Source organism: Vibrio sp. B4-6 (assembly GCF_963888245.1).
GTDB classification, from domain to species: domain Bacteria; phylum Pseudomonadota; class Gammaproteobacteria; order Enterobacterales; family Vibrionaceae; genus Vibrio; species Vibrio anguillarum.
Genome location: NZ_CAWPIM010000067.1, coordinates 77,078 through 103,789 on the forward strand (window position 1 = coordinate 77,078; position 26,712 = coordinate 103,789).

The 26,712-nt window shown below is 44.1% G+C and carries 27 protein-coding genes; 18 read left to right on the top strand and 9 right to left on the bottom strand.

Annotated elements, in window-relative coordinates; all coding sequences use genetic code 11:
- The first annotated feature begins 183 nt into the window (after window positions 1-183).
- Together AACV20_RS15745 and AACV20_RS15750 are read left to right on the top strand one after the other, a co-directional pair.
- Window positions 184-1,470 (top strand): DEAD/DEAH box helicase, encoded by a 1,287-nt coding sequence (locus AACV20_RS15745; protein ID WP_026027722.1) that lies wholly within the window; start codon window positions 184-186, stop codon window positions 1,468-1,470.
- Window positions 1,471-1,670: 200 nt separating this feature from the next.
- Complete coding sequence (locus tag AACV20_RS15750) at window positions 1,671-2,291, top strand: LysE family translocator (RefSeq protein WP_013857026.1); 621 nt, start codon at window positions 1,671-1,673, stop codon at window positions 2,289-2,291.
- A 61-nt stretch (window positions 2,292-2,352) separates the two neighbouring features.
- On the opposite strand, the gene AACV20_RS15755 is transcribed toward AACV20_RS15750, so the two are convergent.
- Window positions 2,353-4,269 carry a bifunctional metallophosphatase/5'-nucleotidase gene (locus AACV20_RS15755; protein ID WP_170907614.1) on the bottom strand — a complete coding sequence of 639 codons (1,917 nt, stop codon included), beginning with the start codon at window positions 4,267-4,269 and terminating at the stop codon, window positions 2,353-2,355.
- A 299-nt stretch (window positions 4,270-4,568) separates the two neighbouring features.
- On the opposite strand from AACV20_RS15755, the gene AACV20_RS15760 reads away from it, so the two are divergent.
- On the top strand, window positions 4,569-4,778 hold the full coding sequence (locus AACV20_RS15760) for a hypothetical protein (RefSeq protein WP_170907615.1): 210 nt from the start codon (window positions 4,569-4,571) through the stop codon (window positions 4,776-4,778).
- A gap of 4 nt (window positions 4,779-4,782) precedes the next feature.
- Here the strand turns inward: AACV20_RS15760 and AACV20_RS15765 are convergent, their stop codons facing one another.
- Window positions 4,783-5,034, bottom strand: a complete 252-nt coding sequence (locus AACV20_RS15765) for a DUF1289 domain-containing protein (RefSeq protein WP_013857474.1) — start codon at window positions 5,032-5,034, stop codon at window positions 4,783-4,785.
- 165 nt (window positions 5,035-5,199) lie between these two features.
- On the opposite strand from AACV20_RS15765, the gene AACV20_RS15770 reads away from it, so the two are divergent.
- From AACV20_RS15770 to AACV20_RS15800, 7 genes are all read left to right on the top strand, one after another.
- Window positions 5,200-5,643 (top strand): META domain-containing protein, encoded by a 444-nt coding sequence (locus tag AACV20_RS15770; RefSeq protein ID WP_026028018.1) that lies wholly within the window; start codon window positions 5,200-5,202, stop codon window positions 5,641-5,643.
- A 203-nt stretch (window positions 5,644-5,846) separates the two neighbouring features.
- Entirely contained in the window at window positions 5,847-6,986 is a 1,140-nt protein-coding gene (locus AACV20_RS15775) for an ABC transporter substrate-binding protein (RefSeq protein ID WP_105976542.1), read from the top strand.
- Window positions 6,987-7,006: 20 nt separating this feature from the next.
- Complete coding sequence (locus AACV20_RS15780; protein WP_170907616.1) at window positions 7,007-8,728, top strand: ABC transporter permease; 1,722 nt, start codon at window positions 7,007-7,009, stop codon at window positions 8,726-8,728.
- Complete coding sequence (locus AACV20_RS15785; RefSeq protein ID WP_170907617.1) at window positions 8,694-9,341, top strand: ATP-binding cassette domain-containing protein; 648 nt, start codon at window positions 8,694-8,696, stop codon at window positions 9,339-9,341. The genes AACV20_RS15780 and AACV20_RS15785 overlap by 35 nt, the downstream gene beginning before the upstream one ends.
- On the top strand, window positions 9,334-9,972 hold the full coding sequence (locus AACV20_RS15790) for a CDP-alcohol phosphatidyltransferase family protein (protein WP_013857469.1): 639 nt from the start codon (window positions 9,334-9,336) through the stop codon (window positions 9,970-9,972). The genes AACV20_RS15785 and AACV20_RS15790 overlap by 8 nt, the downstream gene beginning before the upstream one ends.
- Before the next feature lie 158 nt (window positions 9,973-10,130).
- On the top strand, window positions 10,131-10,637 hold the full coding sequence (locus tag AACV20_RS15795) for a hypothetical protein (RefSeq protein WP_249929765.1): 507 nt from the start codon (window positions 10,131-10,133) through the stop codon (window positions 10,635-10,637).
- A 48-nt stretch (window positions 10,638-10,685) separates the two neighbouring features.
- Window positions 10,686-11,621, top strand: coding sequence for an EAL domain-containing protein (locus tag AACV20_RS15800; protein WP_249929766.1), 936 nt, complete (start codon window positions 10,686-10,688; stop codon window positions 11,619-11,621).
- A 75-nt stretch (window positions 11,622-11,696) separates the two neighbouring features.
- Here the strand turns inward: AACV20_RS15800 and AACV20_RS15805 are convergent, their stop codons facing one another.
- From AACV20_RS15805 to AACV20_RS15815, 3 genes are all read right to left on the bottom strand, one after another.
- Window positions 11,697-12,629, bottom strand: a complete 933-nt coding sequence (locus AACV20_RS15805) for a class I SAM-dependent methyltransferase (protein WP_029388307.1) — start codon at window positions 12,627-12,629, stop codon at window positions 11,697-11,699.
- Between the two features lie 11 nt (window positions 12,630-12,640).
- Window positions 12,641-13,336 carry a TIGR01621 family pseudouridine synthase gene (locus AACV20_RS15810; protein WP_170907618.1) on the bottom strand — a complete coding sequence of 232 codons (696 nt, stop codon included), beginning with the start codon at window positions 13,334-13,336 and terminating at the stop codon, window positions 12,641-12,643.
- 123 nt (window positions 13,337-13,459) lie between these two features.
- On the bottom strand, window positions 13,460-14,803 hold the full coding sequence (locus tag AACV20_RS15815) for a sodium-dependent transporter (RefSeq protein WP_013857032.1): 1,344 nt from the start codon (window positions 14,801-14,803) through the stop codon (window positions 13,460-13,462).
- Between the two features lie 335 nt (window positions 14,804-15,138).
- Here AACV20_RS15815 and cls point away from each other — a divergent pair, with 335 nt between their 5' ends.
- Together cls and AACV20_RS15825 are read left to right on the top strand one after the other, a co-directional pair.
- Window positions 15,139-16,593 (top strand): cardiolipin synthase, encoded by a 1,455-nt coding sequence (gene cls, locus AACV20_RS15820; RefSeq protein WP_026028020.1) that lies wholly within the window; start codon window positions 15,139-15,141, stop codon window positions 16,591-16,593.
- 80 nt (window positions 16,594-16,673) lie between these two features.
- On the top strand, window positions 16,674-17,870 hold the full coding sequence (locus tag AACV20_RS15825; RefSeq protein ID WP_094133856.1) for a cystathionine beta-lyase: 1,197 nt from the start codon (window positions 16,674-16,676) through the stop codon (window positions 17,868-17,870).
- A gap of 68 nt (window positions 17,871-17,938) precedes the next feature.
- On the opposite strand, the gene AACV20_RS15830 is transcribed toward AACV20_RS15825, so the two are convergent.
- From AACV20_RS15830 to pspA, 4 genes are read right to left on the bottom strand one after another with little or no spacing between them, the layout of a single operon-like run.
- Window positions 17,939-18,529, bottom strand: coding sequence for a DNA-3-methyladenine glycosylase I (locus tag AACV20_RS15830; protein ID WP_013857035.1), 591 nt, complete (start codon window positions 18,527-18,529; stop codon window positions 17,939-17,941).
- Between the two features lie 54 nt (window positions 18,530-18,583).
- Complete coding sequence (pspC, locus tag AACV20_RS15835; protein ID WP_013857036.1) at window positions 18,584-18,973, bottom strand: envelope stress response membrane protein PspC; 390 nt, start codon at window positions 18,971-18,973, stop codon at window positions 18,584-18,586.
- The gene (gene pspB, locus AACV20_RS15840) at window positions 18,966-19,199 is read right to left on the bottom strand and encodes an envelope stress response membrane protein PspB (RefSeq protein WP_026027627.1); all 234 of its coding nucleotides are present in this window, start codon (window positions 19,197-19,199) and stop codon (window positions 18,966-18,968) included. The genes pspC and pspB overlap by 8 nt, the downstream gene beginning before the upstream one ends.
- Before the next feature lie 15 nt (window positions 19,200-19,214).
- Window positions 19,215-19,883 carry a phage shock protein PspA gene (gene pspA / locus AACV20_RS15845; RefSeq protein WP_170907619.1) on the bottom strand — a complete coding sequence of 223 codons (669 nt, stop codon included), beginning with the start codon at window positions 19,881-19,883 and terminating at the stop codon, window positions 19,215-19,217.
- A 231-nt stretch (window positions 19,884-20,114) separates the two neighbouring features.
- Between pspA and pspF the strand changes: the two genes are divergently transcribed.
- The 6 genes from pspF (at window position 20,115) to AACV20_RS15875 (ending at window position 26,454) form a co-directional block, all read left to right on the top strand.
- Complete coding sequence (pspF, locus tag AACV20_RS15850) at window positions 20,115-21,122, top strand: phage shock protein operon transcriptional activator (protein ID WP_170907620.1); 1,008 nt, start codon at window positions 20,115-20,117, stop codon at window positions 21,120-21,122.
- A 96-nt stretch (window positions 21,123-21,218) separates the two neighbouring features.
- Entirely contained in the window at window positions 21,219-22,838 is a 1,620-nt protein-coding gene (gene sapA / locus AACV20_RS15855) for an ABC transporter substrate-binding protein SapA (RefSeq protein WP_170907621.1), read from the top strand.
- Window positions 22,838-23,800: an ABC transporter permease gene (locus tag AACV20_RS15860; RefSeq protein WP_013857041.1), complete on the top strand. Its 963-nt coding sequence runs from the start codon at window positions 22,838-22,840 to the stop codon at window positions 23,798-23,800. The genes sapA and AACV20_RS15860 overlap by 1 nt, the downstream gene beginning before the upstream one ends.
- Entirely contained in the window at window positions 23,787-24,674 is an 888-nt protein-coding gene (locus AACV20_RS15865; protein WP_013857042.1) for an ABC transporter permease subunit, read from the top strand. Before AACV20_RS15860 ends, AACV20_RS15865 begins: the two co-directional genes overlap by 14 nt.
- Entirely contained in the window at window positions 24,674-25,669 is a 996-nt protein-coding gene (locus AACV20_RS15870; protein ID WP_010320232.1) for a peptide ABC transporter ATP-binding protein, read from the top strand. Before AACV20_RS15865 ends, AACV20_RS15870 begins: the two co-directional genes overlap by 1 nt.
- Window positions 25,666-26,454, top strand: coding sequence for a peptide ABC transporter ATP-binding protein (locus AACV20_RS15875; protein ID WP_013857043.1), 789 nt, complete (start codon window positions 25,666-25,668; stop codon window positions 26,452-26,454). Before AACV20_RS15870 ends, AACV20_RS15875 begins: the two co-directional genes overlap by 4 nt.
- Window positions 26,455-26,712: the final 258 nt, after the last annotated feature.

A 26,712-nucleotide genomic window follows, 5' to 3' on the forward strand; every position in this document is an offset into this window, starting at 1 on the left:
TAGAAAGATAGGCAACCGCTATGAATCACCAATTCATCTCATTTGTGAACTCAAATACAATTGGTCAATAATGTAGGAAATTTATCACTGATCACGATAAACGTGAGATAAATCACTCTAAATCCTATATAGTGCACGGCTAAAATTAAGAACTGTAGGCTGTCTGCTTAAGGAACCCGTTAAATGTCATTTTCATCTCAAGGTTTTGCACCTGAACTTGTTAAAGCGCTTACTGAATGCGGCTATGAAAAACTTACCCCCATTCAGCGACAAGCCATTCCCGAGGCTCGTAAAGGGCATGATATTTTTGCAACGGCGCAAACTGGCACAGGCAAAACCGCAGCATTCGCACTGCCCGTTATTCAACATCTGTTAGATAGCGGCAAGCAACCTTCGCCTAAAACAGCGCGAGGCTTAATTTTGGCACCCACGCGTGAATTAGTGGCGCAAATTGCCCAGAACATTAAAGACTACGTCAAGTACACCAAACTCAGTGTCGCTGCTGTTTACGGTGGAAATAAAATGTCTTCTCAAGTTCGTCAGCTTGAAATGGGTGTGGACATTTTGGTCGCGACCCCTGGCCGATTAGAAGAGCATTTAAGTGAAGGTAATGTTTCACTCGCCAACCTTGAGTTTTTGGTTTTCGACGAAGCAGATCGAATTTTAGATATGGGGTTCATCAATCCCGTGCGTAAAATCATGCTGGAAGTGGAAACCTCACCACAAATCATGATGTTCTCGGCCACTACATCCACTCAGCTTAACCAACTGGCGGGCGATATTTTACGCAAACCCAAGCGCATTAATGCCGATCGTGCCAATACCACGGCCGCAACAGTGGCGCATGTGGTTTACCCTGTCGATCAAGAGCGTAAAACGGAACTGCTGTCTGAGCTGATTGGCCGCAAAAATTGGCAACAAGTCTTAGTGTTTGTGAACTATAAAGAGACGGCTAATGAAGTGGTGAAAGAGCTGAAACTGGATGGCATCAAGGCCGTGCTATGTCATGGCGATAAAGCACAAAGTGCACGTCGACGCGCTCTTGAAGAATTTAAAGAAGGCAAAGTGCGTGTCATGGTTGCGACCGATGTGGCTGCACGTGGTTTAGATATCGTCGACCTGCCACACGTGGTTAACTATGACATGCCATTTCTCGCCGAAGATTATGTACACCGCATAGGTCGTACTGGTCGTGCTGGCAAACAGGGACATGCTGTCTCATTTGTCAGCCGCGAAGAAGAGTTGACTGTTGTTCAGGTTGAAAACCTTATCCAGCAACGCATCCGCCGTGTTGAACAGCCAGGTTATGAACCTAAACAGCGTGATGCCTACATTGAAAAACTTCACACAAAAGCGGCGTACAAAGATCGCCAAGGCCGTCGTAACAACCCAAATGACGAAAAGCCGGATCAAGCCTCAGCAGAACGTCGTTTGAACATGATGAATCGACTAAAAAATCGTAAGAAGTAAGCCATAACAACGAAAGAGCTGCAGCAATGCGGCTTTTTTCATCTCTGTGCATCCTATCTATGCTTCATCATCCCAAACGGTCATCTTTATTGGTTTCAATCCGTAAGTAGCACTGTCGTCAATTGCACAGCAAAGTGAAATAGTGAAGATTGTAATTAATGTGTATGCTAGAGCTCTTGTCTCTCAACACGGATTGATTAATGAGCAGTACTTTACTTCTGGCATTTATACCAACATTCTTTTTTGTTTCGATTACTCCAGGTATGTGCATGACATTGGCACTGAGTCTTGGGATGAGTATTGGTTATCGCCGAACTTTATGGATGATGATGGGAGAGATCGTCGGTGTGGCGTTCGTTTCCATCGCAGCCGTTTTGGGGATGGCTTCGATTATGCTCAATTACCCTTGGCTCTTTACCGGATTCAAAACCATCGGTGCCATCTATCTTGGCTATATAGGCATTCAGATGTGGCGCTCAAAAGGCAAGCTTGCCCTCAGTAGCGACTCACAAGTCACTCCCCATAACAAAGACTGGGATCTTGTCATGCAAGGTTTTGTGACCGCGATTGCCAACCCTAAAGGTTGGGCGTTTATGATCTCCCTACTTCCGCCTTTTATTAATAGTGAAGCACCACTTGCACCTCAACTGTTACTGCTGGTATCCATTATTATGGTCTCAGAATTTGTCTGTATGACACTTTACGCAACAGGTGGCAAGGGGTTAAAACGAGCTCTAGGGCATTCAAAAAATGTGCGTCTAATGAACCGTATTTCAGGCTCATTGATGATAGGTGTTGGATTCTGGTTATTGATGAGTTAGTCGTTAAAGTAGTAGGCTCTGACTTTTGGCAAGAGCCTTAACCGTTAATTTAAAACTTTAGCTAATCTAAAACATTAGCATTCAATGCCTTGAGCAATACAATCTCTCGATTGATACGCTGTTTTTCAGCATCAGAAGCTTGGCTACTTTGCAAAATACGCGCATTGATCGCCTCTTCAGCCGCGGCCTTATTGGTAAAAAGTAGTGCTTTAACATTGATCGAGGCGATATTGCTATAACGCCCATCATCACTACTTGGTACATCAATTTGGCCACTATTAATTAGAGCTTTCACGATGGCACGTTCCGATTCATACCCTTGCAAACCTTCTAGCTTCCAACGTTGCATTGGTTTCCCTTCGTAGCGGCCTTGCTTCTCTTGGGTGAGATAGCGGATCGTTAGGTTTCTAATAGTTCCTTCCTCTTCGCCATATTCCGCTTCCGAGTCAAAAATAATCGGGAATGACCGCCCTTCAAGGCTACCCCCTTTCTGCGTCAAATGCCCCATTCGGTAACTATTCATACCCAACCGAATATCACTAGTATCATCAATCGGTTGTCCACCAGCAAAACGCAGATCTTTAATTCGCTTACCCGCAGGTTGAGTAAGATCAATGGTGTAAGTGACACCCGCAAAAAAATCATTGGTTGAGTATTTCGATGCGCGCCGCTTTGGATCAAAGCTATAAGTCACATCGCCTGGCAAGACGGAATTAAAATACCCAGCGGCCCATTCCATGTAGGTGCGCAGCTCTTTACCCGTCATTTGGTAAACCGTAATTTCACCACCAGCATATTGATAGTTAAACGCGATATCTTTTGCTTTGATTGGGCCAGTATCAAGTTGAGCTTGGTCATTATCAATTTGCAATGCGATCACGTTTGCTTTTGGCGCGTAGAAAAAACTGGCTTCCTGAAACAGCGCACTGATGCCGGTATCTTGAATATGCACTTGAGGGATACCGCGTATTTCATCATCAGGAACCAAGTCGACTCCGTCAAGTATCGCAATTTCGCGATTGGCATTTTCTCGTAAGCGTTGATGATAAGGTGCGTACAGCGTTTCCATTTTCGAATCAGAATCAACACCTTTTATAGGGTAAGTGAAGCTGTCTTTATGAACGAGCGTGTATTTGCCATCCTTTTCTTCAAATTGGAAATCGATTCGAGATAAAACGCGTCCATATTTGTCAGGCTCGGTAATGATGACACCGTTTACCGTCGCTTTATCAATTTTAGTGTGCATGTGGCCAGCAACAATGGCATCGATTTCCGGGTTAGCATTGGCAATATCAGATACGCCCGTATCTTTGATGTCGTTTTCGTTATCCAGCCCCATGTGCGCAACCAAAACGATCGCATCGACATCATTTTTTATCTGCCCAATCACTTTTTTCACTTCAAGTGTTGGGTTAGTGAAGCTCATGCCTTCAAGGCGATTCGTGCCTTCAGCAAACACTTGTGTCATCGGAGTATCCATTCCAATGATACCGATCTTGACGCCATTTTTTTCAATAATTGTTGCGGCGGGTAAGAATGGATTGCCATCGGGCCTCTGAATATTCCCGGCTAACGCTCGGCCTTTAAATTGAGTCAGGGAGCGATTTAATACCGATAAACCAAAATCAAACTCATGGTTACCCAGCACCCAAACATCGTAGTTCATCTCATTAAAACCGAGCATCATAGGGTCTACGGCTTCATGCTTAAACGTTTCAACAAAGTTTCCCTGAATCGTATCTCCCGCATCCACTAAAATAACATTTTTATCTTGCTCTCGTATCTGTTTAACCTTGGTGGCGATTTGACTTAGGCTCCCCTGCATATTCAGTTTGTCAGCAGCATAATCCCATGGCATAAAATGCCCGTGAATATCGGAAGTACCAAGAATGGTAACCTGATGAATATCGCCATCAGCAGCGAAAGAAGAAGCGGCAATAGAAGCAAGTATTGCGCTAGTAACAATTTTTAGTTTCATAACATACTCATACGTATAAACAGGCTCTCATTAAAACAGAGTGGATATTATTGATTTTATAAATATGTTTATGTGATGGGGTCGCTCATTCGGTTGCAACACTGAAAAGCAATCACAAAATTTCGAGAGCGATCTCTCTTTAAATAGATTCTATGGCTTAAAAAGCTTTAATCGAGCCAAATCAGGTGGTTAATTTTTAATCATAAAATTGAGCAAATTTTAAGCAGATCTTTGATTGACGCTGTACTGGATCGCTTCTATTTTTTCTATTGGTTACCACAACAATGGAGGTCATAGAAATGAAACGCGCAAGTTCCACTTATCGATTACAACTGATAAAAGATGTTGTAACGCGGCACCGACGTACGGATCCAATGGCGAACTATATTCAACAGCTTCTGACAGAAAAACCCAACATGGAACAACCCGATGTGAATAAACGTTTTCACGGTAATCATTTTGATGAACATGCTGGTGGTTGGGTCAGTGATTTTTGGGGAATGAAGTAATTGATTAAAACAGATCGCGCTGTGGGTTCGTTTCTGGCTCGGAATCTGCTTTGTTTTGCGCTTGTTGTTTCTGTTTTTTCCGCTTATAGCGCTGTTGGCATAATTTTATGACATGCAGTTGCTGCGCAGCAGTCATTGAGAGCCAGTTAAAACGCTCTTCCCTTTTACGCATACAGCCTTGGCAATAACCTTTGTCATCAACTGAACATACACCGATACAAGGGCTCAGCACTTTAAAAAATTCGAGTTGCTCCATGGTTACTCAATTATTTTTCCAATTTAATGTCCGCCACATAAGAGTAACGTGTGTCACTTTCTGATTGCAAACTGTGACGCATATAAAACAATCACCTTATACTGACAAAAACAGTACTCAATTTTATATACTGTGCGCGTTTTCCAAATTCTGGGGTCTAATACGATGAAGTTTAGTTCAAAAAAATGGCTAGCCGCAATTTCTCTACCTGTATTGGTGAGTGCCTGTGCAAGTAATGGTGATGTAGAAAGCATCACCGCTCAAGATTTGCAGCATCACAATTGGCAACTGGTGCAAATTGATGGCAAGGACGTGGTCAATAATGACAAACAAAAAGCACCGCGATTAGAAATCGGCGAAAAGATGATGGCTAGCGGTAACGCAGGTTGCAATAACTTTTTTGGGCAAGCCGAGCTAAAAGACAACCAATTCCGCATCGAAAAAATGGGCATGACCATGATGATGTGTATCGGTGATGTCATGGATACCGAGCAGGCGTTTTCTCAAACATTGTCAGATTGGAGCGAGATCAACCTGACTAAAGATAGCCTAACGCTTAAAAATGAGGTTCACACGCTCACCTTTACTTTGCGTGATTGGGTAAATTAATTTCAGTCATTCTTCTCATGGCAGTCTTTTCCATCAGGCTGCCATTTCCGTAGACCACCTCACACATCATTCACCTATCTGCGACTTCTGCTTTTTCTTACCAATTCAGATCTTTTGTTTTTTTTCGTTCATAATGAATGAACATGGAAATATCTCCGGTCTATTCACTAAGTCACTGAATAAAGCGATCTTTAAGGATAATTATGAAAAAGCTCATCACCTTACTCTGCACGTGTGCCTTCGCACTTTCCGCGTCAGCGCAAACTTGGCAACAAACCACAGATGCAGCTAAAGGACAAACCGTTTACTTTCACGCGTGGGGAGGAAGCCAAGAGATTAATGAGTACATCCGCTGGGCAGGCAACGAGCTTCAAGATCGCTACGGTATCGAGTTAAAACAGGTGAAAGTGACCGATATTGCCGAGACAACAACACGGCTTATTGCAGAAAAGGCGGCCGCTAAAAATAATAATGGCAGTGTCGATCTAGTATGGATTAATGGTGAAAACTTTAAGTCCATGAAAAATAATGGTTTATTGTATGGTCCATTTACGGAGCGTTTACCTAGCTGGCAATATGTTGATTCCTCACTGCCGATCGATCAAGATTTTTCAGAGCCGACTCTTGGCCTTGAAGCGCCTTGGGGTGTAGGACAACTGGTGTTTATTTACGATCAGGAAAAGCTCAATAACCCACCCCGTTCATTTTCAGAAATGTTGAGCTACGCAAAGGCGTTTCCGAATCGTGTTAGTTACCCTCGTCCTCCTGAGTTTCATGGCACCAGTTTCCTTAAAGCCTTATTGATTGAACTAACAGAGAACGATGTTGCCCTGTCTAAGCCTGTGGATGAACAAAATTTTGCCATAGTGACAGCACCTCTTTGGCGCTATCTTGATGAATTTCATCCTGTGGCCTGGCGTCAAGGCAAGCAGTTTCCCAGCGGTTCCGCTCAAATGCTGCAATTGCTTGATGATGGTCAGCTTGATCTTTCCATCAACTTTAACCCCAATGCTGTTTTTTCCGCTCAAGCAAATGGAACGCTAGCGGCCTCTACCCGCTCCTACGCGTTTGAAACAGGGGCTCTTTCTAACATTCATTTTCTCGCCATCCCTTGGAATGCGAGCGCCAAAGAAGGCGCATTGGTTGCGATCAATTTCTTACTCAGTCCGGAAGCACAATCTCGTAAAGGAGATCTTTCCATTTGGGGAGATCCATCGGTATTACAAAATGAGTTCTTAAGTGGCAGCGCTAAGAAAACTCAGCTGTTTAAATCAATCGCCGAGCCACATCCAAGTTGGCAAACGGCGCTTGAAGCCGAATGGCAACAACGCTACGGCCACTAAAGAGACTGAGATAAAGCCCGATGTTTAGAGCAAGCTATTTGCTGATTATTGTCATCTGTATTGCACCAGTTGTTCCCGGCCTACTTGGGGTCATACTCTCCTCATTGGGCTATATTCCTCCCGTTGGCTTGCACCACTTTTCTCTAGATGGCTACATCGCCATCTTACAATGGTCGGGAGTCGGGCAATCTCTACTACTTAGCATAGGTTCTGCGTTAATCAGTACCTATCTCGCCGCAGCGATCTGCTTTGTGATATTGCAATCATTATGGCACAGCCGCCACTGGTCAAAAGTAGAGAACGCTTTGTCACCGCTACTGGCTATGCCTCACGTCGCTTTTGCTATTGGTTTTGCTTTTTTATTCTCGCCAAGCGGCATGACGGATCGCCTTTTGTATCATCTGTTTGGAACCTCATTCATGGGAGATGGCGCTTCACTTTTAGTACGCAACCCTTACGCAGTCGGATTAACCTTAGCGTTAGCACTTAAAGAAGTTCCTTTTTTACTGCTGATGAGCATCCCCATTTTGCAGCAATTAAACATTGATAAACTGCAACAAGCAGCGGCTTCGCTGGGTTATTCTCAACCCCAACTATGGCTAAAAGTGATCTTCCCACAGTGGTTAAATAAACTGCGGTTTGCCCTCTTTGCCGTGATTGCCTACGGCGTATCCGTTGTCGATTTGGCGCTCATTTTAGGCCCCAATAATCCACCAACGTTTGCAGTATTGGTATGGCAGTGGTTTAGTGACCCTAACTTAGCCTTAATTCCTCGCGCCGCCGCTGGCGCCGTTCTGTTGTTTATACTTGCCAGCGCCATGTTATTGATCGTTCTCTTCATCGAAAAGTGTTCCACGCAACACTACAAACGCTGGCAATACTCAGGCCGCTATGCGCTTTCCTTGCCAGGAAAATCACTGTTTTTATTCATCATTACCTTATCTCTGCTGATGTTGCCTTTAATGGTGGTTTGGAGTTTTGCACAACGTTGGCGCTTTCCAGATTTATGGCCCAGCCAGTTCAGTACCCGTTTTTGGGACAACGAATGGTTGAATATCGCACCAACCATTTATCAAAGCGTACAATTAGCGCTATTCAGCACTGTGATTGCGCTGGTGTTATCTCTACTCGCTCATGAGTATAAGCTTAAATATCAGCGCCATTTACCCAGTTATTTGATCGCCTTGCCGATGCTCATTCCTCAGCTTTCACTGTTATTTGGCATGCAGATCGCCACACTCTTTTTAGCCAGCGATCAGTATTGGCTTTGGGTTACATGGTCACATGTATTTTTCGCCTTTCCTTTTGTCTATCTTGCTTTGGATGGTCCATGGAAAAGCTACAATCAAAACCTGACTAAAGCAGCGTTAAGTTTAGGAAAAACGCCGTGGCAAGTATTTTGGCAAATTAAAACGCCGCAACTCTTGCCAGCCATCGTTTACGCGGCAGCGGTTGGAATGAGTGTGAGCTTAGCGCAATATTTGCCGACTTTGATGCTCGGCGCAGGAAGGATCGCTACTATTACTACCGAAGCCGTTGCGCTCTCGAGTGGCTTTGACCGCAGAGTCACCGCTATCTATGCCATTTGGCAAGCCCTACTTCCTTTAATTTTTTTCACCTTGGCGATTGTGATCAGCCGCCTACAAACTCATCGCCGTACCATGAACCCTATCGTTAAAAAAACTGCCCGTAAGGAAGCCATTACTCATGACGTTCTGCCTCGAAAACCTCGCCATCCATAAACAAAATGGTGAAGCTCTCTTATCGGATTTAAATATCACCATCTCCCCAGGTGAAATTGTTAGCTTAATGGGGCCGAGCGGCTGCGGAAAATCAACGCTACTTAATGTAATTGCGGGTCATTTGGGGAGGGATTTTAGCTTCCAAGGCAGAGTTATACTGGACGATGTCGACATCACTTTGCGGCCTGCACATCAGCGGCAAGTCGGTATTTTATTTCAAGATGATCTGCTCTTCCCACATCTGACGGTTTGGCAAAATTTGGCTTTTGCCTTACCCAACTCGGTAAAAGGCCATGAACGGCAGTCTCAAGCAGAAAAAGCATTACAGAAAATTTCTCTCGAACCTCTTGCCAATGCTTACCCAGAACAGATATCTGGGGGGCAGCGAGCACGTATTAGCTTGGCTCGCATGCTACTGGCTCAACCTAAACTGGCACTATTGGATGAACCATTTAGTAAGTTAGATAAAGCACTGCGGATCCAATTTAGGGATTGGGTCTTCAATCAACTGGTCGCCGAAGGCATTCCGACCTTGATGGTCACGCACGATAAAGACGATGTTCCGCCTAACAGCCGCATTTTAACCTGCTCATGGGAGAGCGCACATGCTTGATCGATTTAGTGTCAAAATCATTCGTTGGCCACTAGAGAAAACAGCTCAAGGGCTTCATCGCTTAGGCATTACAGCGAACCAAACGACACTCTGGGGTTTTGCTTTAGGTTGCTGTGCACTTCCTGCACTTGCTTTCTCGCAGTACACGCTGGCATTAATTTTCATCATACTAAACCGAATAGCAGATGGCCTTGATGGTGCGTTGGCAAGAATTCAAGGGGTCAGCGATGCGGGAGGATTTCTCGATATCAGTTTAGATTTTCTGTTTTACTCGCTCATCCCGTTTGGTTTTGTGCTGGCTTCACCTGAGCACAATGCGGTAGCTGGCGCCTTTTTGATCTTTTCTTTTATCGGTACGGGAAGCAGCTTTCTTGCCTTCGCCGTGATGGCCAGCAAGCGAAACATCCACAGCCCTATCTACAAGCATAAATCACTGTATTACATGTCAGGCTTGACTGAGGGTACGGAAACGATTGCTTGTTTCGTCCTGTTTTGTCTTTTTCCTCAACATTTTGCCTTAATAGCTTATCTATTCGGCGGCGCATGCTGGTTCACCACCATTACCCGCATTTATTCTGGATTTCAAACACTCTCTAACACTCACTCACGTCAAGAATACAACCATGATTAACGGTATCACTTTTGGCTTCGAACTACGGCTTCAAATCCAGATAATGTAATACATTGGGTAATCGTATAACTCTTCGAAATTCTCATCAATTGAACCAGTGGCATGCTAAACTGCGCACTTACTAACGCAGTGGCATAACGATGCCTAAGGTTGCATTTATGACTTTGACCAGACCCGTTAAAATAGCGATCTTACTCTTTCTGATCCCGACTCTTATTTTTTCGTTAGCCATCCCGATATTAATCAATCCGTTGACACGCTATGTGCTGGAAAGCAAACTCGATACCGTCAATCTTTACTTGGCCAATAGAGCTCAGAGCTTAAATGATATGATTTTAGATCAAGTCGCTCAGATAAATTATGAATGCCAAGCAAGCGATATGTCATTAATTCGTGATTCCAAGTACTACAACCGATTTATTAGAATGATCGCAGTTGTCAACAAAGACGGGCGTAGCTGCTCGACTGTCGGTTTCCCATTACAACTTTCGGATGAGTTGAAAGCCTATGACCTCTCTTCAGGGTTTTACATGTCCACCACTCCCGCACTTTTTAATACAGAAAAAGAGCTACTTATTTATTATCAAAAAGAAGGTAATCGAATTTTTTGGATATTAGACAGTAGCTGGCAAGAAGAGATATTAAAAGGTGATTGTATAAATTGATTTTTATTAAATTTTCATTATTTATCGCCTAGTTTAAATGGATTGAGAATGAGTCGAGGCAATAAAGAGATTGCTTACCAAGACCACATCACAACCATTAGTTACACCATAAAAGAGTTTGATATTCAAGAAACACTCTCTGTTGGTAAAGAATTCAACCAATATCTTTACTACCAATTAATATATTGGGGTTATCCCATTGCGCTAGCAATTGGTATCTTATTATCTATTTTTTATTTAAAGTTCAGAAATTATAAAAACTCAATTCAAGGATTAATTCTTAAAGGCATTAAAGATAAACAATTCATCCCTTACTACCAAGCCATTCTTGATAGCCGAGAAGAGAGAGTTATTGGCTATGAGATCTTAGTTCGTTGGTGCAAAGGCAAGGAGATGGTTCCACCAAATGAGTTCGTTGGTCCGGCGGAAATATCCGGTTTAATCATCCAGATAACGAATCAAATCATAAGAAAAGTAATTGATGATTTAGAACAATTCGATGTGCAGCAATGGGTGAGTATCAATATCGTGCCTGCCCATATTGAAAGTGGTGGCTTAGCAGAAACACTAGAAGAACTCAATTGGCCGACCACCAAACAGATTCATTTTGAAATAACAGAAAGAACGCCATTTATTAATATTGAAAATGCAGGTAGGGCACTATCTCATCTTATGGCAAAAGGCTATAAATTCAAAATTGATGATTTTGGTACAGGCTACGGTGGTTACTCATATATACAAAATCTTGGTATTTCTTGTATTAAAATAGACAAAATGTTTATTGATACGATTGGAACTGACGACTTAAAAATAAAGGTACTCAATTCCATTATTCTCTCAGCACAAGAAGCTAATATTGAAATTATTGCTGAAGGCGTTGAACGCGGAGACCAAGTTGATTATCTTGCTACTCGTGCTGTGTATCTTATCCAAGGATTCATCTATTCTAAACCCTCACCGATTGAACATATTTTGCAAAATTAATAATTCCTGAAGTCGGGAGATATCACACCATAACCAACTTTATTATGGCGTGATCTTACCTAGTCTCCATTCTACTTAGGAGAAAATCAGTGCTTTCAGGCTGGCTTGCGGATCAATATCTTCAAACTCTGGTGGGTTTTCTAGGCGAGCTTGAAAAGTAAGTGATGGCGCTTCCACCTTCATCCCTTCGATTAAAAAGTCGCAGGTTACGGCTGGTGAATTAACGCATGCAAGCACTTCGCCGCCTTGTTCTAACAGCTCAGGTAAACGGCGTAAGATACGTTGATAATCTTTAGTCAGCGCAAAGCTGCCTTTTTGAAACGAAGGAGGATCAATAATAATCAGATCATATGGCCCTGATTTTTTGATTTTTCCCCAAGACTTGAAAATATCATGTCCAAGAAACTTCACTGAATTGAGATTGTGGCCATTCAATTGATGGTTTTCACGACCTTTAGCCAGTGATGCTTTGGCCATATCGACATTCACAACTTGGTCAGCACCACCAGCAATAGCTGCTACTGAAAAACCGCAAGTATAGGCAAATAGATTCAGTACATTTTTATGTTTAGCGTGAGATGAAACCCACTCACGGCCGTAGCGCATATCCAAAAACAGCCCGAAATTCTGGTTACGCCCAATGCTCAATTGGTACTTTAAGCCATTTTCGACCACCACAGGGAAAGGCTCTAATTCTCCCCATACTGTTTCTGAAGGCGCGCCATCGGCATATCGATGCTGAAGTAAAACACAACGACCTTGCTTTTCTAGCCATAACGGACGGGTTGTTAGGTGCGACAAACCCGCTTTTAACTCCGCGAGAAAATCTTCTTCGACATTTTTAAATAAGTTGACGACTAACTGCCCTTGCAACCAGTCACAGGTGAGCTGTTCTAGACCTGGCCACTGACGACCTCGGCCATGAAATAAGCGGCGAATTTCACCTGTATTACAAGAGAGCTGCTGCTCAATATGGGTAAAAAAGTGAGAAAGCGCTGAACGTTGCATTGTTTGTTCTGTCATTTGTTTACTTTCGGCCAAACTAGATTCCAAGGTGTTAACCAAGATTCAATCCCTTGGCTAACAATGTCTGAGTTCCATTTCTGCCCCATCGCTACTTGATTGCGTGGGTCGCAGATAAATTGATACCACAGATCCTGATAGCAAAAACGTAACGCAAAAGCGTGTAGATAGCCTCTATCAGAATCATCATGAGAATGATAAATCGGGTCACCGACAATCGCAGAGCCGAGTGATTTCAAAGCAACCCTAATTTGGTGGGTTTTCCCGGTAAAAGGTTTACATAAAAAGAAACGTTCACCCGGCTCAGCAGAGCAGGAAAAAAACTGCGTTACTGCAGGGTTATTTTGTGTCGCTACTAACTTCCATGACGAACGTCGAGAGCGTTCCATATCACCGCTTATCAAGCCCTGTTTCTTTTTAGGCTTTTTACTGCCAATGGCAAGATAGAATTTCTCGACTTCCCTTGCTGCAAAGTTTTTAGACAACTCACTGGCCGCAGCTTGGTGGCGGGCAAGCAATAAAATGCCGGACGTCATTTTATCCAACCGATGAACTAAGTAGAGCTGGCCATCACCTGAAACCTTACCCACTTCTTGCAGCAGCATTGTATCCCCGTCATCTTTGTGCACAGAAATATTGGGATGCTTGTTGATGATGAGAAAATCGTTGTGAGTATAAAGAATATCAAACATGTGAATCACTAACTGCAGAATAGGCGGCTGAGTATAGCGTTAAACAACACAGATACCAATAAATGCAAGGTTCAAGGCCGTAGGATGATAAAAAGGCTCTCGGATGAGAGCCTTAGGAATGCGCTAAATTAATGAATAAGCAAACACCATTAAAATCGCCACGGGGCAAACAAAACGCACGTACCATGGCCAAATTTTCCAGAATAGGCTTTGTGCAATGTCTGGGTTACCTTGTTTGATCTCATCAAGCAATTTATTACGATGCCAAACCCAACCCACCACAATAGCCCAAACCACACCTAATAAAGGTTGCATATAGACGGTCGAGACGTTAGCCACTAGGTTAAATAACGCCCCAAAGTTAAGGGAAATGATGATGCTCAGCAGCGCAATAGCTCCACCGATCATCCATGTTGCTTGGCTACGAGTCATTTTTAGTTCATCTTGCGCGCAAGATACTGGTACTTCTAGCATAGAAATTGAAGAAGTTAGCGCTGCGATAACCATCAAAATAAAGAAACCAAAGCCGAGCAACACCCCTGCACTGCCCATATTATCAAACATCGCAGGCAGCACGGTGAAGACTAAATCGCCCGAACTCATCAAGTTGCCTGCATCATCAAAAATTTCGACACCATGATTTTTAGCCACAAACATTGCTGGGAGAATCAAAAGGCCTGCTGCAAACGCCACTCCTGTATCAATCGCCGCGACTTGCGCCGCTGTTTTTGGCAAATTAACATCTTTCTTAAGATATGAGCCATAAACGATCATCGCTCCAACGCCTAAAGAGAGAGAGAAGAAAGCTTGCCCCATTGCGTCTACTAATAAACTGGGAGTGATGTGCGCAATATCAGGGATCAAATACATCTTCAATCCTTCCATTGCCCCATCTTGGGTAAAGATATAAGCAATCATGGCGCCGAATAGAATAAAAAGCACTGGCATCAAACGGGTAGACCATTTTTCAATGCCGTCCGCGACACCTTTTCGCACAACATAAATAGTAAGCAAAGAAAATGCGAGAGCCAGTAAAACATTGCGTAAGCCGCTAAAATTCACTAACCAATCGGCCGCCGTCTGTAAACCCAACAGGCCTAATATAGGGGATGCCGCAAAACCCATAAGCCATCCGGCAAGAATGGAGTAAAAACTGAGGATCATCGATGAGGCAATCATCGCGATAATGCCAAACAGTGCCGCCGCCGCACGATTTTTGGTCCAGATACTTCTTAAAGAAGCGATGGGGTTAGATTGTCCATGTCGCCCGATCGTCAATTCCGCAACCAGCATTGGAAACGCCAGCAAGAATACCATCGCCAAATAAATCACTAAAAATGCCGCGCCACCATTACTTGCCGCTTTGGTCGGAAAACCCCACACATTCCCTAGGCCAACCGCAGAACCTGCAGCCGCCATAATAAAACCAAGTCTCGATGAGAAATGACCTCTTGAACTACTTGCCATAAACTATTTACCAATGTTGTGTTTGTTAGGCAGTGCTAAAAGTGAGTGTAAACTTTTAATTACACAAGTTATAATTTTTAGTCGCACTGAGATGGTGGCAAGTAAAACAGTTTGAGATTAAAATTGGAAGTCCGAACGATATAAATTATGGATTAGACCGTAGTTTTATAGTTCAATTGTTGCTTTTTTATCCTCAGATCATTTTTTTAACTGCCATGATCACTTTAGTAACACAATTCATCTGTTACTATTTTCATATTATTCACGCGATAAACTTCCTTACTTTTCCCTTTCCCTTTACTATCGTGACTTATTCTATCGACAAGATTAATGGCATGGACAAGGTTTACCACGTTCTTACTTTAGCAGGCATCGCACTCTATTGGTTTTTGGTCGCCGCAGTCACGCTACGCGTTGTATTGAAACGCCGAGCTGTGAGTGTTTCTCTGGCTTGGCTGATGGTGATTTATATCATTCCGATTGTGGGAGTGATCTGCTACTTTCTTTTTGGTGAGCTAAATTTAGGGCGCAAGCGTGCAGAGCGTGCGAAGGAAATGTTTGCTCCATTTGGTGATTGGTTTAGACAGCTTAACGATTGCCAGGCTCATGCCCCTGAGGGAATGGGTGCTCAAATTTATAAAATTGATGAACTGTGTAACCACCGTATGGGGATTCCGGCCTTAAGTGGTAATACGTTATCACTGCAAACCTCCCCTAACGAAATTCTGCATTCCATCATTGCCGACATCGAACAAGCTCACACCAGTATTCAAATGGTATTTTATATTTGGCACCCAGGTGGATTGGCGGATTCGGTTGCGTCGGCTCTGATCCAAGCGGCCAAACGGGATGTGCACGTTAAGCTGCTGCTTGATTCCGCAGGGAGCCCCCGCTTCTTCAAAAGTCATTGGTATACCATGATGAAAGACGCAGGAGTTGAAGTCGTCCAAGCGTTAGAAGTGAGCCCGTGGCGGATGTTCTTACGCCGCTTAGACCTACGCCAACATCGTAAAATCATTGTTATCGACGATAAAATTGCCTACACAGGCTCGATGAATTTGGTTGACCCAGCCTATTTCAAGCAAAACTCCGGTGTGGGTCAATGGGTCGATATTATGGTTCGTATTACCGGGCCTGCGGTCAATGTGCTGTCCGCAGTACATTGCTGGGATTGGGAGGTGGAAACGGGAACACGTATGTTACCAGCACAACCAGAATGTACAATTGGCCCGGATCAACCCCATCATCCAGTACAGGTTGTCCCCTCAGGCCCTGGTATGCCAGAAAACTTAATCTCCCAAGTGTTAACACTGGCGATTAATCAGTCAAACCAATCCGTTAGGATCACTACCCCTTACTTTGTGCCTAGTGCAGACCTATTAGCAACGCTAAAAATGACCGCTCAGCGCGGTATCAATGTTGAGATCATTATTCCACATAAAAATGACTCATTGATGGTCAAATGGGCATCTCGCGCATTCTATGGTGAGCTACTGGAAGCCGGGGTGAAAATATACGAATTCTACGGTGGTTTGCTGCACACTAAATCCGTCGTGATCGATAACCAGTTCTGTCTTGTCGGTACAGTGAATATCGATATGCGCAGCCTATGGCTCAATTTTGAAGTCACGCTCGCGATTGAAGACCAATCCTTCACTCAGGAAATGAACTGGCTACAGCAACACTATATAGAACAATCTCACTTGGTTGAGCTACCAATATGGGAGCAACGCCCGCTGTATCATAGGTTTTTTGAACGATTGTTCTATCTGTTTAATCCGCTGCTGTAAACTTTTTATCTGATTGGGGTTGCCAAGCTAGGCAACTCCATGTTTTAAATAACGAACTCTCTCCCAGACAAGGATTTCGGATGTCAGAAGGTAAAAAAACACTGTTGGTCAATGCGGGTCGTAGTAAAAAGTGGACCAATGGCGTTGTCAACCCACCTATTCAGCGCGCCTCTACCGTTGTATTTGATAGTGTGGCTGAAAAAAATCAGGCCACTGTCAATCGGGCTAATAAAACACTCTTTTATGGACGCCGTGGTACTCATACGCACTTTGCGTTCCAAGAAGCAATGGTGGAAATTGAAGGTGGCGTCGGTTGCGCGCTTTTCCCTTGCGGTGCGGCCGCCATTGCCAATAGTATTCTTTCCTTTGTGCAAACGGGTGACCATATTCTGATGGTCGACACTTGCTATGAACCTACTCGTGATTTTTGTGAAAAAATCATGAAAAAAATGGGCATAGAAACGACCTACTACCCACCGACCATAGGTGAAGGGATCCGTACTTTGATCCAACCCAATACCAAAGTGTTGTTCACTGAATCACCCGGTTCGATCACGATGGAAGTGCAAGATATCCCAACCTTAGCGCAGGTTGCACATGAACATGACATCATTGTCATGCTGGATAACACTTGGGCGGCGGGCGTTAACTTTTCACCTTTTGAACATGGTGTTGATATTTCGATCCAAGCGGCGACAAAATACATTGTTGGCCACTCAGACGTGATGTTAGGAACAGCGATTGCCAATGAAAAATGCTGGGATCAATTGCGAGAGCAAAGCTATTTAATGGGGCAATGTGTCTCACCTGATGACGCTTATTTAGGGCTACGAGGGCTAAGAACGTTAGATGTTCGCTTACGTCAGCATGCTCAAAATAGCTTAACCATTGCGCACTGGTTAGCAGAGCAACCTGAAGTGGATCATGTTCGCCATCCTGCGCTAGAGACTTGTCCTGGACATGAGTTTTATCAGCGTGATTTCACTGGTGGTAACGGGCTGTTTTCATTTGTATTAAAGAGCAGTGATACAAAAGCTACGACGGCTTTGCTCGATGGCATGCAACATTTTAGTATGGGCTTTTCATGGGGTGGATTTGAAAGCTTGATTTTAGCTAATGAACCCAAAAGCTTTGATAATTTAAGAACCGTCGCACACCCGCACTTTGCAGGTACACTGATTCGAGTACATATTGGTCTTGAAGATGTAGACGATCTGATCGCTGATCTAAAAGCGGGATTAGAACGCTACAGTGCACAGCTTGCTCTGCGTGCATAATATGAGCGGAAGACCAAAAGGCCGCTGAATCTTAAGCGGCCTTTTGCATATTAGGTTACCCTGAAAAATTAACGCTTGGGGCAATCAGCCAAATGATCGTTCACCATACCCACCGCCTGCATAAAAGCATAACAAATCGTTTCACCAATAAACTTGAAGCCTTTTTTCTTTAGAAATTGGCTCATCGCCTTAGACGTGGGCGTCGATGTAGGGATATCACTCATCTGCTGCCAATGATTGAGCACTGGTTGACCATCCACAAACTGCCACAATGCTTTGGATAAGGAACCATACTCTTGCTGCAACAGTAAAGCCGCTCGTGCATTGGAATAGACAGAGGCAATTTTGCCTTTGTGCTTCACCACATCGAAATGTTCGATAATATAAGGTGCCCGCGTTTCGTCGTACTGAGCAAGTTTTTCAAGATCATAGCCGTCAAAGGCTAAGCGATAACCTTCGCGCTTTTTCAAAATCGTAATCCAGCTCAGCCCAGCTTGCGCACCTTCTAACGTCAAAAATTCAAACAACTTGACATCATCGTAAACGGGAATGCCCCACTCATTATCGTGATAATCGCGCTCTAAAGGGTGATTCATCGCCCATGCACAAGTCATTTCTGTATGATGCTTCATTTTTTGTTTCCTTACCCTTACCTTCATTTGCGGTGTCAGTTGAACAATGACACTGCAAATCTACGTGCCTAGCTTTACTTTTTAAAGCTGATTAAACTCACGATTGACTTTAAATGCTTCAGAGGTGACATAAGCCTCCATTTTACGGATTTTCTGATCCACTCGAGTTAAATCTTGATCCAATGTCGCCAGCAAAGCTTCGGCGGTTTGTCCTTGCTCCCAAGGCTTATTCTTCAATGTATGTTCGCGTTGGGCTTTTAGCGTTTCAACATACTGAGTAGGCTGCTTTTCTAACATCAGCATCAAAGCCATATAAGCTAAAAGCACTAAAAAACCACCACCGAGTAGTGCAGCCGAGATGACCAATATACGCACCAACCAAACTTCTAACCCAAGATAATTAGCAAGCCCAGCGCATACGCCAGCTATTTTGCCATTGACCGGATCTTTATAGAGTTCTCGGCTAGCCATGATTTTGCCTCCAAGTCGGTGATTCAGCATCTAAGATGCGTTCAAGGGTTTCAACACGGCTTTGCAGTTTTTCCGCTTTTTCAGATAACGCTTTAATCCGCTCTAAATCCTCTTGTGACAATGAGTTGCTGCTATGTCGTTTACCTCTGTAATGCAGAAAAAGCCATATCGGTGCAACAAAAATCAAAAAGACAATCAGTGGACCTGCGATAAAAAATGATGACATATATGCCACTCCTCGTTATTGGTTTTTGTCCATTTGCTGTTTCAGTTTTGCTAGCTCTTGTTCAATTTCATCTTGCGCTTGAAGTTCAGCAAATTCTTGGTCGAGTGACTTAGCGTTACCAGACATAGCGTAGAGATCGGCTTCAGCTTCAAGTTCATCGACTTTACGCGAGTACTGCTCAAACTTCGCCATCGCTTCATCAGTACGGCTAGTATGCAAATGATGTTGCACATCACGACGGTTGTGCGCAGTTTGGCTACGAAGTGCCAAAGCTTGTTGCTTCACCCGTGTTTCGGCAATTTTGGCCTCTAACTTACCGATTTCCCCAGTCAATTTATCGATAGTTTCTTCTACCAAGGTTTGTTCAGTGTGCAAGCCTTTCTGCATTTCTTGCAATTTCTTTTTTTCAATTAAAGCAGCGCGAGCGAGATCTTCACGCTGTTTAGCAAGCGCCAAGGTCGCTTTCTGTTGCCAATCTTCAATATGAGAGGCCATAGAATCTACTTTACGCGCGAGCTCTTTCTTATCCGCAATAGCTTTGGCCGAATTGGTGCGTACTTCCACCAAGGTGTCTTCCATCTCTTGGATGATTAAGCGGATCATCTTTTCAGGATCTTCCGCTTTATCTAACAGTGCACTGATATTCGAGTTTACGATATCGGCAAAACGAGAAAAAATACCCATGTTCAATCTCCTGATTAGTTGTTCATGACGATGTAGTTATTGGTGAGCCATTTTGAATCGCTCAAAACGTTTAAGACGAGAAGAGATAACCAAGTTTCATGCCATATATAAATCTATTGATAATCAATAAATTAGATAATGTCTCATAGAATGAGATTACTGTGCTATGATGATTTTCGCCAAGAGTTGGTGAATTTAACCACCCTTTCAATCACAGTGTGGAGAGTGAACATGCAACAAAACTTACTGGGTGAAGCGCCTCAATTTTTATCGGTACTGGATAAAGTCTCTAAGCTTGCACCGATTGATAGGCCGGTATTAATTATTGGCGAGCGAGGAACGGGCAAAGAGTTAATCGCTCAGCGCTTACACTATCTTTCCAAACGTTGGGACCAACCACTGGTTTCGTTAAACTGTTCAACCTTGAGTGAAGGGTTAATTGACTCTGAGCTCTTTGGCCATGAATCAGGCTCGTTTACCGGAGCCAAAGGACGTCACCAAGGACGATTTGAACGGGCAGAAGGTGGAACTCTTTTTTTGGACGAGCTCGCCACTGCGCCGCTTGCTGTACAAGAGAAACTACTTCGAGTGATTGAATATGGACATTACGAACGTGTCGGCGGTAGCCAACGGCTTAATGCGAATGTCCGTATCGTCTGCGCAACCAACGCCAATCTTCCACAATTAGCTGAAATTGGAAAGTTTCGAGCTGACTTACTCGACCGACTGGCCTTTGATGTGATCCAGCTTCCACCGCTAAGAGAGCGAAAAGAAGATATTATGCCACTTGCTGAGTATTACGCTATTAAGATGTGCCGTGAACTGAACTTAGCGCTCTTTGTCGGGTTTAGTGCAGAAGCGGCAGATCAGCTTCAACACTACTTGTGGCCGGGAAATGTGCGTGAACTTAAAAATGTCGTGGAGCGTGCTGTCTATCAACACGGAACGGCCTCCCATCCGATTGAAAACTTGGTTTTTAACCCTTTTGCTAATGAGTGGCACAAACCAGATGACCTTACTGGCAATCTCTCCACAGATCGCCATACTTACACCACTGGCTTTGAATTTCCGATGGATTACAAAATATGGCAGGAGGATCAGGACAGACAACTACTGAGTGCCGCGCTCAATGCCAGTAAGTTTAATCAAAGACAAGCTGCAGAATTACTCGGCTTGAGCTACCACCAATTGAGAGGTATGGTGAGAAAATATCAACTCGTCGGCAGCAATGATGATTAACCCTAGGTTTAGATCAACAAAAAATGGTAGATTATCAGGATTTTGAGGCATAATGATTAGCTTTGTTTGCCTTACTTCTCACAGTTATTTCTCTTTATGAAAACATTGATACGATTCGCACTAGGAATATGCAGCTTTAGCCTACTGATAGGCTGTAGCGAACAAATTGACCATAGTAAAATTCGCCAGAGCGGATTCGTATATTGTGGTCACGGCAATCCCACCACTTTTAACCCACAATTGGTTGAGAGCGGCATTACGTCTGAAGCTCTCAGCCCACAGATTTACGACACGCTGTTGCAATTGGATTCAGAAACCTTACAACCGATACCAAGTCTGGCCACGAGTTGGACAGTGAATCCACAGGGTACAGAGTATACATTCAAGCTAAACGATGGCGTTCAATTTCAATCAACCGCTTGGTTTACACCGACTCGCGCTCTTAATGCCGATGATGTGGTCTTCAGCTTTCGCCGAATCATTGACCCAACCAACCCGTTTCATTACGTCAATAGTGGCGTCTACCCATGGTTTGCGGGTATTGATTTCAAAAACTTGCTGATCGATGTTCAAGCTCTGGATGAACTCACGGTTAAATTTACCCTCAGCCGTCCCGACAACTCCTTTTTATCCAATATCGCCACCAGTCACGCTGTCATACTCTCCTATGAGTATGCTAATCAATTAGTGATTGAAGATGAAAAAAGCATGATCGACAGCCATCCTGTTGGATCCGGACCATTTTATCTAGACGAATTTAAAGTGAATGACCTTATCCGCCTCCGTCGTCATGGCGCTTATTGGAATGGCGTGGCGAAGATGGAACAAGTCGTATTTGATGTCTCCAACCGAGGTACAGGGACACTCGCCAAACTACTACGCCATGAATGCGATGTGCTCAGCTCGCCTATTTCAAGCCAAATCCCTATTATCAAGCAGCAATCGGAAATAGAGCTTGATGCCAAGCCTGCGATGAACGTGTCTTATATTGCTGTGAATACCTCTCACCCTGCGCTCAGTGATGTTCGCGTGCGTAAAGCGCTTAATTTTGCGATCAACCGCCAAAATATTTTGGACTCGGTCTATTACGGTACAGGAAGTATTGCTTATAACATTCTTCCCCCCTCCTCTTGGGCCTATCAAAAGGACAATATTCAAATTCGCTATGATCGTAACTACGCGATCGCATTACTTAAAGAGGCTGGCTATTACGCCAACTTGGAATTGACGATGTCTGTTCCTGCAGAGTCTCATGCCTATAATCCAAGCCCACGTAAAACCGCCGAGTTAATTAACGCTAACCTTGCCGACATTGGTATTACATTGCATATCATCACGGAAGACCGCCTCGATCGCTCAAATTTGACCCAGCATGCCAACGTTGATCTGATTTTAACCGGTTGGAATGGCGATACCGCAGACCCAGATAACTTTTTGCGTCCACTGCTCTCATGTAATTCAGATCGCTCAGGGCTCAATGCCTCGATGTGGTGCAATAGTGATTTCGATTTTCTACTCGATTTGGCCTTGGAAGTAGACAAGTCGCGCTATCGCCTTAACTTATACAAACAAGCACAAAATATTTTAAACGAAGAGTTCCCGGTTATCCCATTGGCACACGGCATGCAATTTAAAGCGTACAGCAAAACATTAACGGGCTTTAAACTCAGCCCATTTAATGTACAACCATTCAATACGGTTGAGAGGATCGAATAGTGTTTTTATATACGGTACGCAGACTCAACTTATTTATTATCACGTTACTCATTTTGACTATGGTCGGATTTGCGCTGCTGCGCTTAGATCCACAGTCGCCTCTAACTGCTCATGGATTTTGGTCAGGTTGGTCAACCTATTTAGGGCAACTACTGCAACTGAATTTTGGCGTCAATCACAGTGGTGTCCCGATTGTGGACGAACTGGCGATGGTCTTTCCAGCAACGCTGGAGTTATGCCTCATTGCTTTTACTCTCTCTTTGTTAATTGGTCTCCCTATTGGTACGCTCGCAGGAATGAAGCAAGGTAAATGGATTGATACCGTCATCTCCTTCACGTCAATGTCCGGCTATTCAGCACCGCTATTTTGGGTAGCTTTGCTAATGATCATGGTCTTTTCACTGCATTATGAGCTGTTTCCTGTTTCAGGACGTTATGATCTGCTCTACCAAGTGGAACACGTGACAGGTTTCGCTCTGATCGATGCTTTTTTCGCTGAAGGCAACTACCGTGCTCATGCTTTGCAAAGTGTTATTGAACATATGATTTTACCCTGCTTGGTACTGGCTCTAGCACCGACGACACAAGTGGTGAGCCTGATGCGTTCTTCGGTGGCCGATGTAATGGCTCAAAACTATATACGCGCCGCTCGAATTAAGGGTTTAAGTGATTACGAAATTGTCACCGAGCATGTGCTGAGAAATGCAATTCCACCTATTATTCCTAAATTCGGGGTTCAGTTATCGAGTATGTTAACGCTAGCAATTATTACTGAATCCATCTTCAACTGGCCGGGAATCGGCCGTTGGCTGCTCGATGCATTATCTAACCAAGATTATGTCTCCATTCAAGCCGGCGTGATCGTAGTTGGTACGCTCGTTCTCACAGCAAACATTCTGTCTGATTTGATTGGCGCTATGGTTAACCCGCTGGTAAGAAAGGAATGGTATGCTAACAAATAACATTTATCAGGAAGAGCATATTCCGACTCAGTTTGAGCGGTTTTGGCGCAGCTATCGCAATAACAGTTTGGCGATGTTTGGCTTGTGGTGCTTAGGACTCATTGTGTTGATTACCCTCACCTCTCCTTGGATAGCCCCTCATGATCCGCAGTTGCAAACGAGCAACCTATTAATACCGCCTTCTTGGGATCCTGCAGGCACTGTCGAATTTTTCTTAGGTACCGATGATTTAGGCCGAGACATCTTGTCACGGTTGATTGATGGTACCCAATACACCTTCGCTGCCGCTATTTTAATCACCGCTATCGCGGCTGTGATCGGCTGTTTTATCGGTATCATGGCAGGCATGACCAAAGGATTACTGTCCAGTACATTGAACCACTTACTCGACACAGTCATGTCGATTCCATCATTGCTGCTTGCCATTATTTTTGTGGCACTGCTCGGTTTTGGCGAGTTTAATATTTTGCTTGCGATTGGTTTGGCACTCATTCCTCGCTTTGTTCGCTCGGTGTATATTGCCGTACACAACGAAGTAGAAAAAGACTATATCCTCGCCGCACGTTTAGATGGTGCCAATGACTTTTATCTGTTGTGGAACTCCATTTTACCCAATGTACTTGCTGTCATCGCCAACGAAATAACACTCGCGTTATCCATTGCCATCTTAGACATCACCGCTTTGGGCTTTCTTGGTTTGGGTGCTCAAGCACCAAGCACCGAATGGGGCACCATCTTAGGTGATTCAGTTGAGCTGATTTACCTCGCACCGTGGACAGTCACTCTCCCCGGTTTAGCGATTATGTTTACGGTGATCATCATCAACTTAGTCGGTGAAGGTGTACGACAAGCTCTGAATGCAGGGGTGGAATAATGCCATTATTAGATATTCGCCATCTCACCATCGAAATTGATACGCCACAAGGCATGGTAAAAGCAGTCGATCGCATGAGCTTAACCATGAACGAAGGCGAAATTCGCGGATTGGTGGGAGAATCCGGATCAGGAAAAAGCTTGGTGGCTAAAGCCATCGTAGGAATATGCAAAGATAATTGGACCATCACCGCCGACCGCATGCGCTTAGGTAACATTGATCTACTTCAGCTGACGCCGCGCGAACGCCGGCGAGTGATTGCCCGCGACATCGCGATGATTTTTCAAGAACCATCAACCTGCTTAGACCCTTCAGATGAAGTGGGAAAACAGCTGATTGAATCAATTCCATCGCGCACATTTGAAGGCAAATGGTGGCAGCGTTTTACATGGCGTAAAAAACAAGCCATTGCCCTTTTACATAAAGTAGGAATCAAAGAGCACGCTCGCATCATGAGTAGCTACCCCTATGAGCTAACTGATGGTGAGTGTCAGAAAGTGATGATTGCGATGGCTATCGCAACCAAACCAAAAATTTTGATTGCTGATGAACCAACGAACGATTTGGACCCCATTACCCAATCACAGATATTGCGCCTGCTCAGCCGGATGAATCAGGTTAATAACACCACGATTCTATTGATTGGCCACGACTTAACCACCATTACCCAATGGGCTAACCGTATTACAGTGATGTACTGCGGTCAGTCTGTTGAGTCAGCCGATACCCAGAAAATATTGAGTGAACCCAAACACCCTTATACGGCTGCACTACTGAAAGCGATGCCTGATTTTAGTGATTGGATCCCGCATAAAGAAAAATTGCAATCCTTACCGGGTTCCATTCCACCCTTGCAACATTTACCGATTGGTTGCCGGTTGGGGCCTCGCTGTCCCTATGCTCAGCGCCAATGCGTTGAAATACCGTATCCACAACGTATTAAAAATCATAAGTTTGCCTGTCATTTCCCACTCAATATGGAACAACAGTCATGAGTGCATCATTATTAGAAGTGAACGGGTTAACTAAAGATTTCATTACCCGTTCAGGCCTGTTTCGCAAGAAAATTCAACATGCGGTCAAACCGGTCAGCTTTACGTTAGAAGCGGGACAAACCATTGGTTTTATTGGCCAAAATGGTTCTGGCAAATCGACATTGGCACGAATGCTTGCGGGGATGGTTGAACCCTCGGCTGGCGAGATACGCGTTAATGGAGAGTTATTGGAACACAAGGATTACTCCACGCGCTGTAAGCTGATTCGAATGATTTTTCAAGATCCGAACACATCGCTCAACCCAAGAATTCAAATTGGTCGTATTCTAGAAGGGCCGCTCAAAAGAAACACCAATATGCCACCGGAAGCGCGCATGAAGCGCGTGAAAGATACGCTATTGCGCGTTGGGTTATTGCCAGAGCACGCCTACTTCTACCCGCAAATGCTCGCCACCGGGCAAAAACAGCGGATTTGCTTGGCACGAGCACTGATTCTACAACCGTCGATCATTGTGGCTGATGAAGCATTAAACGGGTTAGACATGGCAATGCGATCACAGATGATTAACTTGTTTCTAGAACTGCAAGAAGAGATGGGTGTCTCGTTTGTGTATGTCTCTCAACACCTTGGTATTGTAAAACACATTACTGATAAAATTATGGTGATGCACGAAGGCGAAGTAGTCGAATCGGGTGACACACAAGAAGTATTGTCTAATCCAACTCATCCCATCACTCAAAGAATGATTGAGAGCCACTTCAACAAAGCGCCCAGCTTTAAATAGCCGCTCTGTATTTAATGTCGGAAGACAATATCGTGTGAACGATTCAGATACAGTACTGTTCCTCCTCCTTTTAGGGGGAGGTTAGGAGGGGGTGTTCAGACCCTAGCCCTCCTCTTGAAGGGGAGGATTGACAGTGTTCACCCCACCCTAACCCTCCCCTAAAAGGGGAGGGAATTAGTTTCGTTAGCGTTGAGAGTATTTCATTTATGATGATAGATGCGTGTTGCTAAAATAGTTTTGCTCCAAAATCGTTTAGTA

Excerpts from the sequence above, each read along its gene's own strand:
- pspF (WP_170907620.1), top strand. The coding sequence starts at position 20,115 with ATGCAACAAAACTTACTGGGTGAAGCGCCTCAATTTTTATCGGTACTG.
- AACV20_RS15865 (WP_013857042.1), top strand. The coding sequence starts at position 23,787 with ATGCTAACAAATAACATTTATCAGGAAGAGCATATTCCGACTCAGTTT.
- AACV20_RS15875 (WP_013857043.1), top strand. The coding sequence starts at position 25,666 with ATGAGTGCATCATTATTAGAAGTGAACGGGTTAACTAAAGATTTCATT.
- cls (WP_026028020.1), top strand. The coding sequence starts at position 15,139 with ATGGACAAGGTTTACCACGTTCTTACTTTAGCAGGCATCGCACTCTAT.
- AACV20_RS15795 (WP_249929765.1), top strand. The coding sequence starts at position 10,131 with ATGACTTTGACCAGACCCGTTAAAATAGCGATCTTACTCTTTCTGATC.
- AACV20_RS15765 (WP_013857474.1), bottom strand. The coding sequence starts at position 5,034 with ATGGAGCAACTCGAATTTTTTAAAGTGCTGAGCCCTTGTATCGGTGTA.
- pspC (WP_013857036.1), bottom strand. The coding sequence starts at position 18,973 with ATGGCTAGCCGAGAACTCTATAAAGATCCGGTCAATGGCAAAATAGCT.
- AACV20_RS15750 (WP_013857026.1), top strand. The coding sequence starts at position 1,671 with ATGAGCAGTACTTTACTTCTGGCATTTATACCAACATTCTTTTTTGTT.
- AACV20_RS15805 (WP_029388307.1), bottom strand. The coding sequence starts at position 12,629 with ATGCAACGTTCAGCGCTTTCTCACTTTTTTACCCATATTGAGCAGCAG.
- AACV20_RS15780 (WP_170907616.1), top strand. The coding sequence starts at position 7,007 with ATGTTTAGAGCAAGCTATTTGCTGATTATTGTCATCTGTATTGCACCA.
- AACV20_RS15760 (WP_170907615.1), top strand. The coding sequence starts at position 4,569 with ATGAAACGCGCAAGTTCCACTTATCGATTACAACTGATAAAAGATGTT.
- sapA (WP_170907621.1), top strand. The coding sequence starts at position 21,219 with ATGAAAACATTGATACGATTCGCACTAGGAATATGCAGCTTTAGCCTA.
- AACV20_RS15870 (WP_010320232.1), top strand. The coding sequence starts at position 24,674 with ATGCCATTATTAGATATTCGCCATCTCACCATCGAAATTGATACGCCA.
- AACV20_RS15810 (WP_170907618.1), bottom strand. The coding sequence starts at position 13,336 with ATGTTTGATATTCTTTATACTCACAACGATTTTCTCATCATCAACAAG.
- AACV20_RS15770 (WP_026028018.1), top strand. The coding sequence starts at position 5,200 with ATGAAGTTTAGTTCAAAAAAATGGCTAGCCGCAATTTCTCTACCTGTA.
- AACV20_RS15825 (WP_094133856.1), top strand. The coding sequence starts at position 16,674 with ATGTCAGAAGGTAAAAAAACACTGTTGGTCAATGCGGGTCGTAGTAAA.
- pspA (WP_170907619.1), bottom strand. The coding sequence starts at position 19,883 with ATGGGTATTTTTTCTCGTTTTGCCGATATCGTAAACTCGAATATCAGT.
- AACV20_RS15785 (WP_170907617.1), top strand. The coding sequence starts at position 8,694 with ATGACGTTCTGCCTCGAAAACCTCGCCATCCATAAACAAAATGGTGAA.
- AACV20_RS15830 (WP_013857035.1), bottom strand. The coding sequence starts at position 18,529 with ATGAAGGTAAGGGTAAGGAAACAAAAAATGAAGCATCATACAGAAATG.
- pspB (WP_026027627.1), bottom strand. The coding sequence starts at position 19,199 with ATGTCATCATTTTTTATCGCAGGTCCACTGATTGTCTTTTTGATTTTT.
- AACV20_RS15815 (WP_013857032.1), bottom strand. The coding sequence starts at position 14,803 with ATGGCAAGTAGTTCAAGAGGTCATTTCTCATCGAGACTTGGTTTTATT.
- AACV20_RS15800 (WP_249929766.1), top strand. The coding sequence starts at position 10,686 with ATGAGTCGAGGCAATAAAGAGATTGCTTACCAAGACCACATCACAACC.
- AACV20_RS15745 (WP_026027722.1), top strand. The coding sequence starts at position 184 with ATGTCATTTTCATCTCAAGGTTTTGCACCTGAACTTGTTAAAGCGCTT.
- AACV20_RS15790 (WP_013857469.1), top strand. The coding sequence starts at position 9,334 with ATGCTTGATCGATTTAGTGTCAAAATCATTCGTTGGCCACTAGAGAAA.
- AACV20_RS15755 (WP_170907614.1), bottom strand. The coding sequence starts at position 4,269 with ATGAAACTAAAAATTGTTACTAGCGCAATACTTGCTTCTATTGCCGCT.
- AACV20_RS15775 (WP_105976542.1), top strand. The coding sequence starts at position 5,847 with ATGAAAAAGCTCATCACCTTACTCTGCACGTGTGCCTTCGCACTTTCC.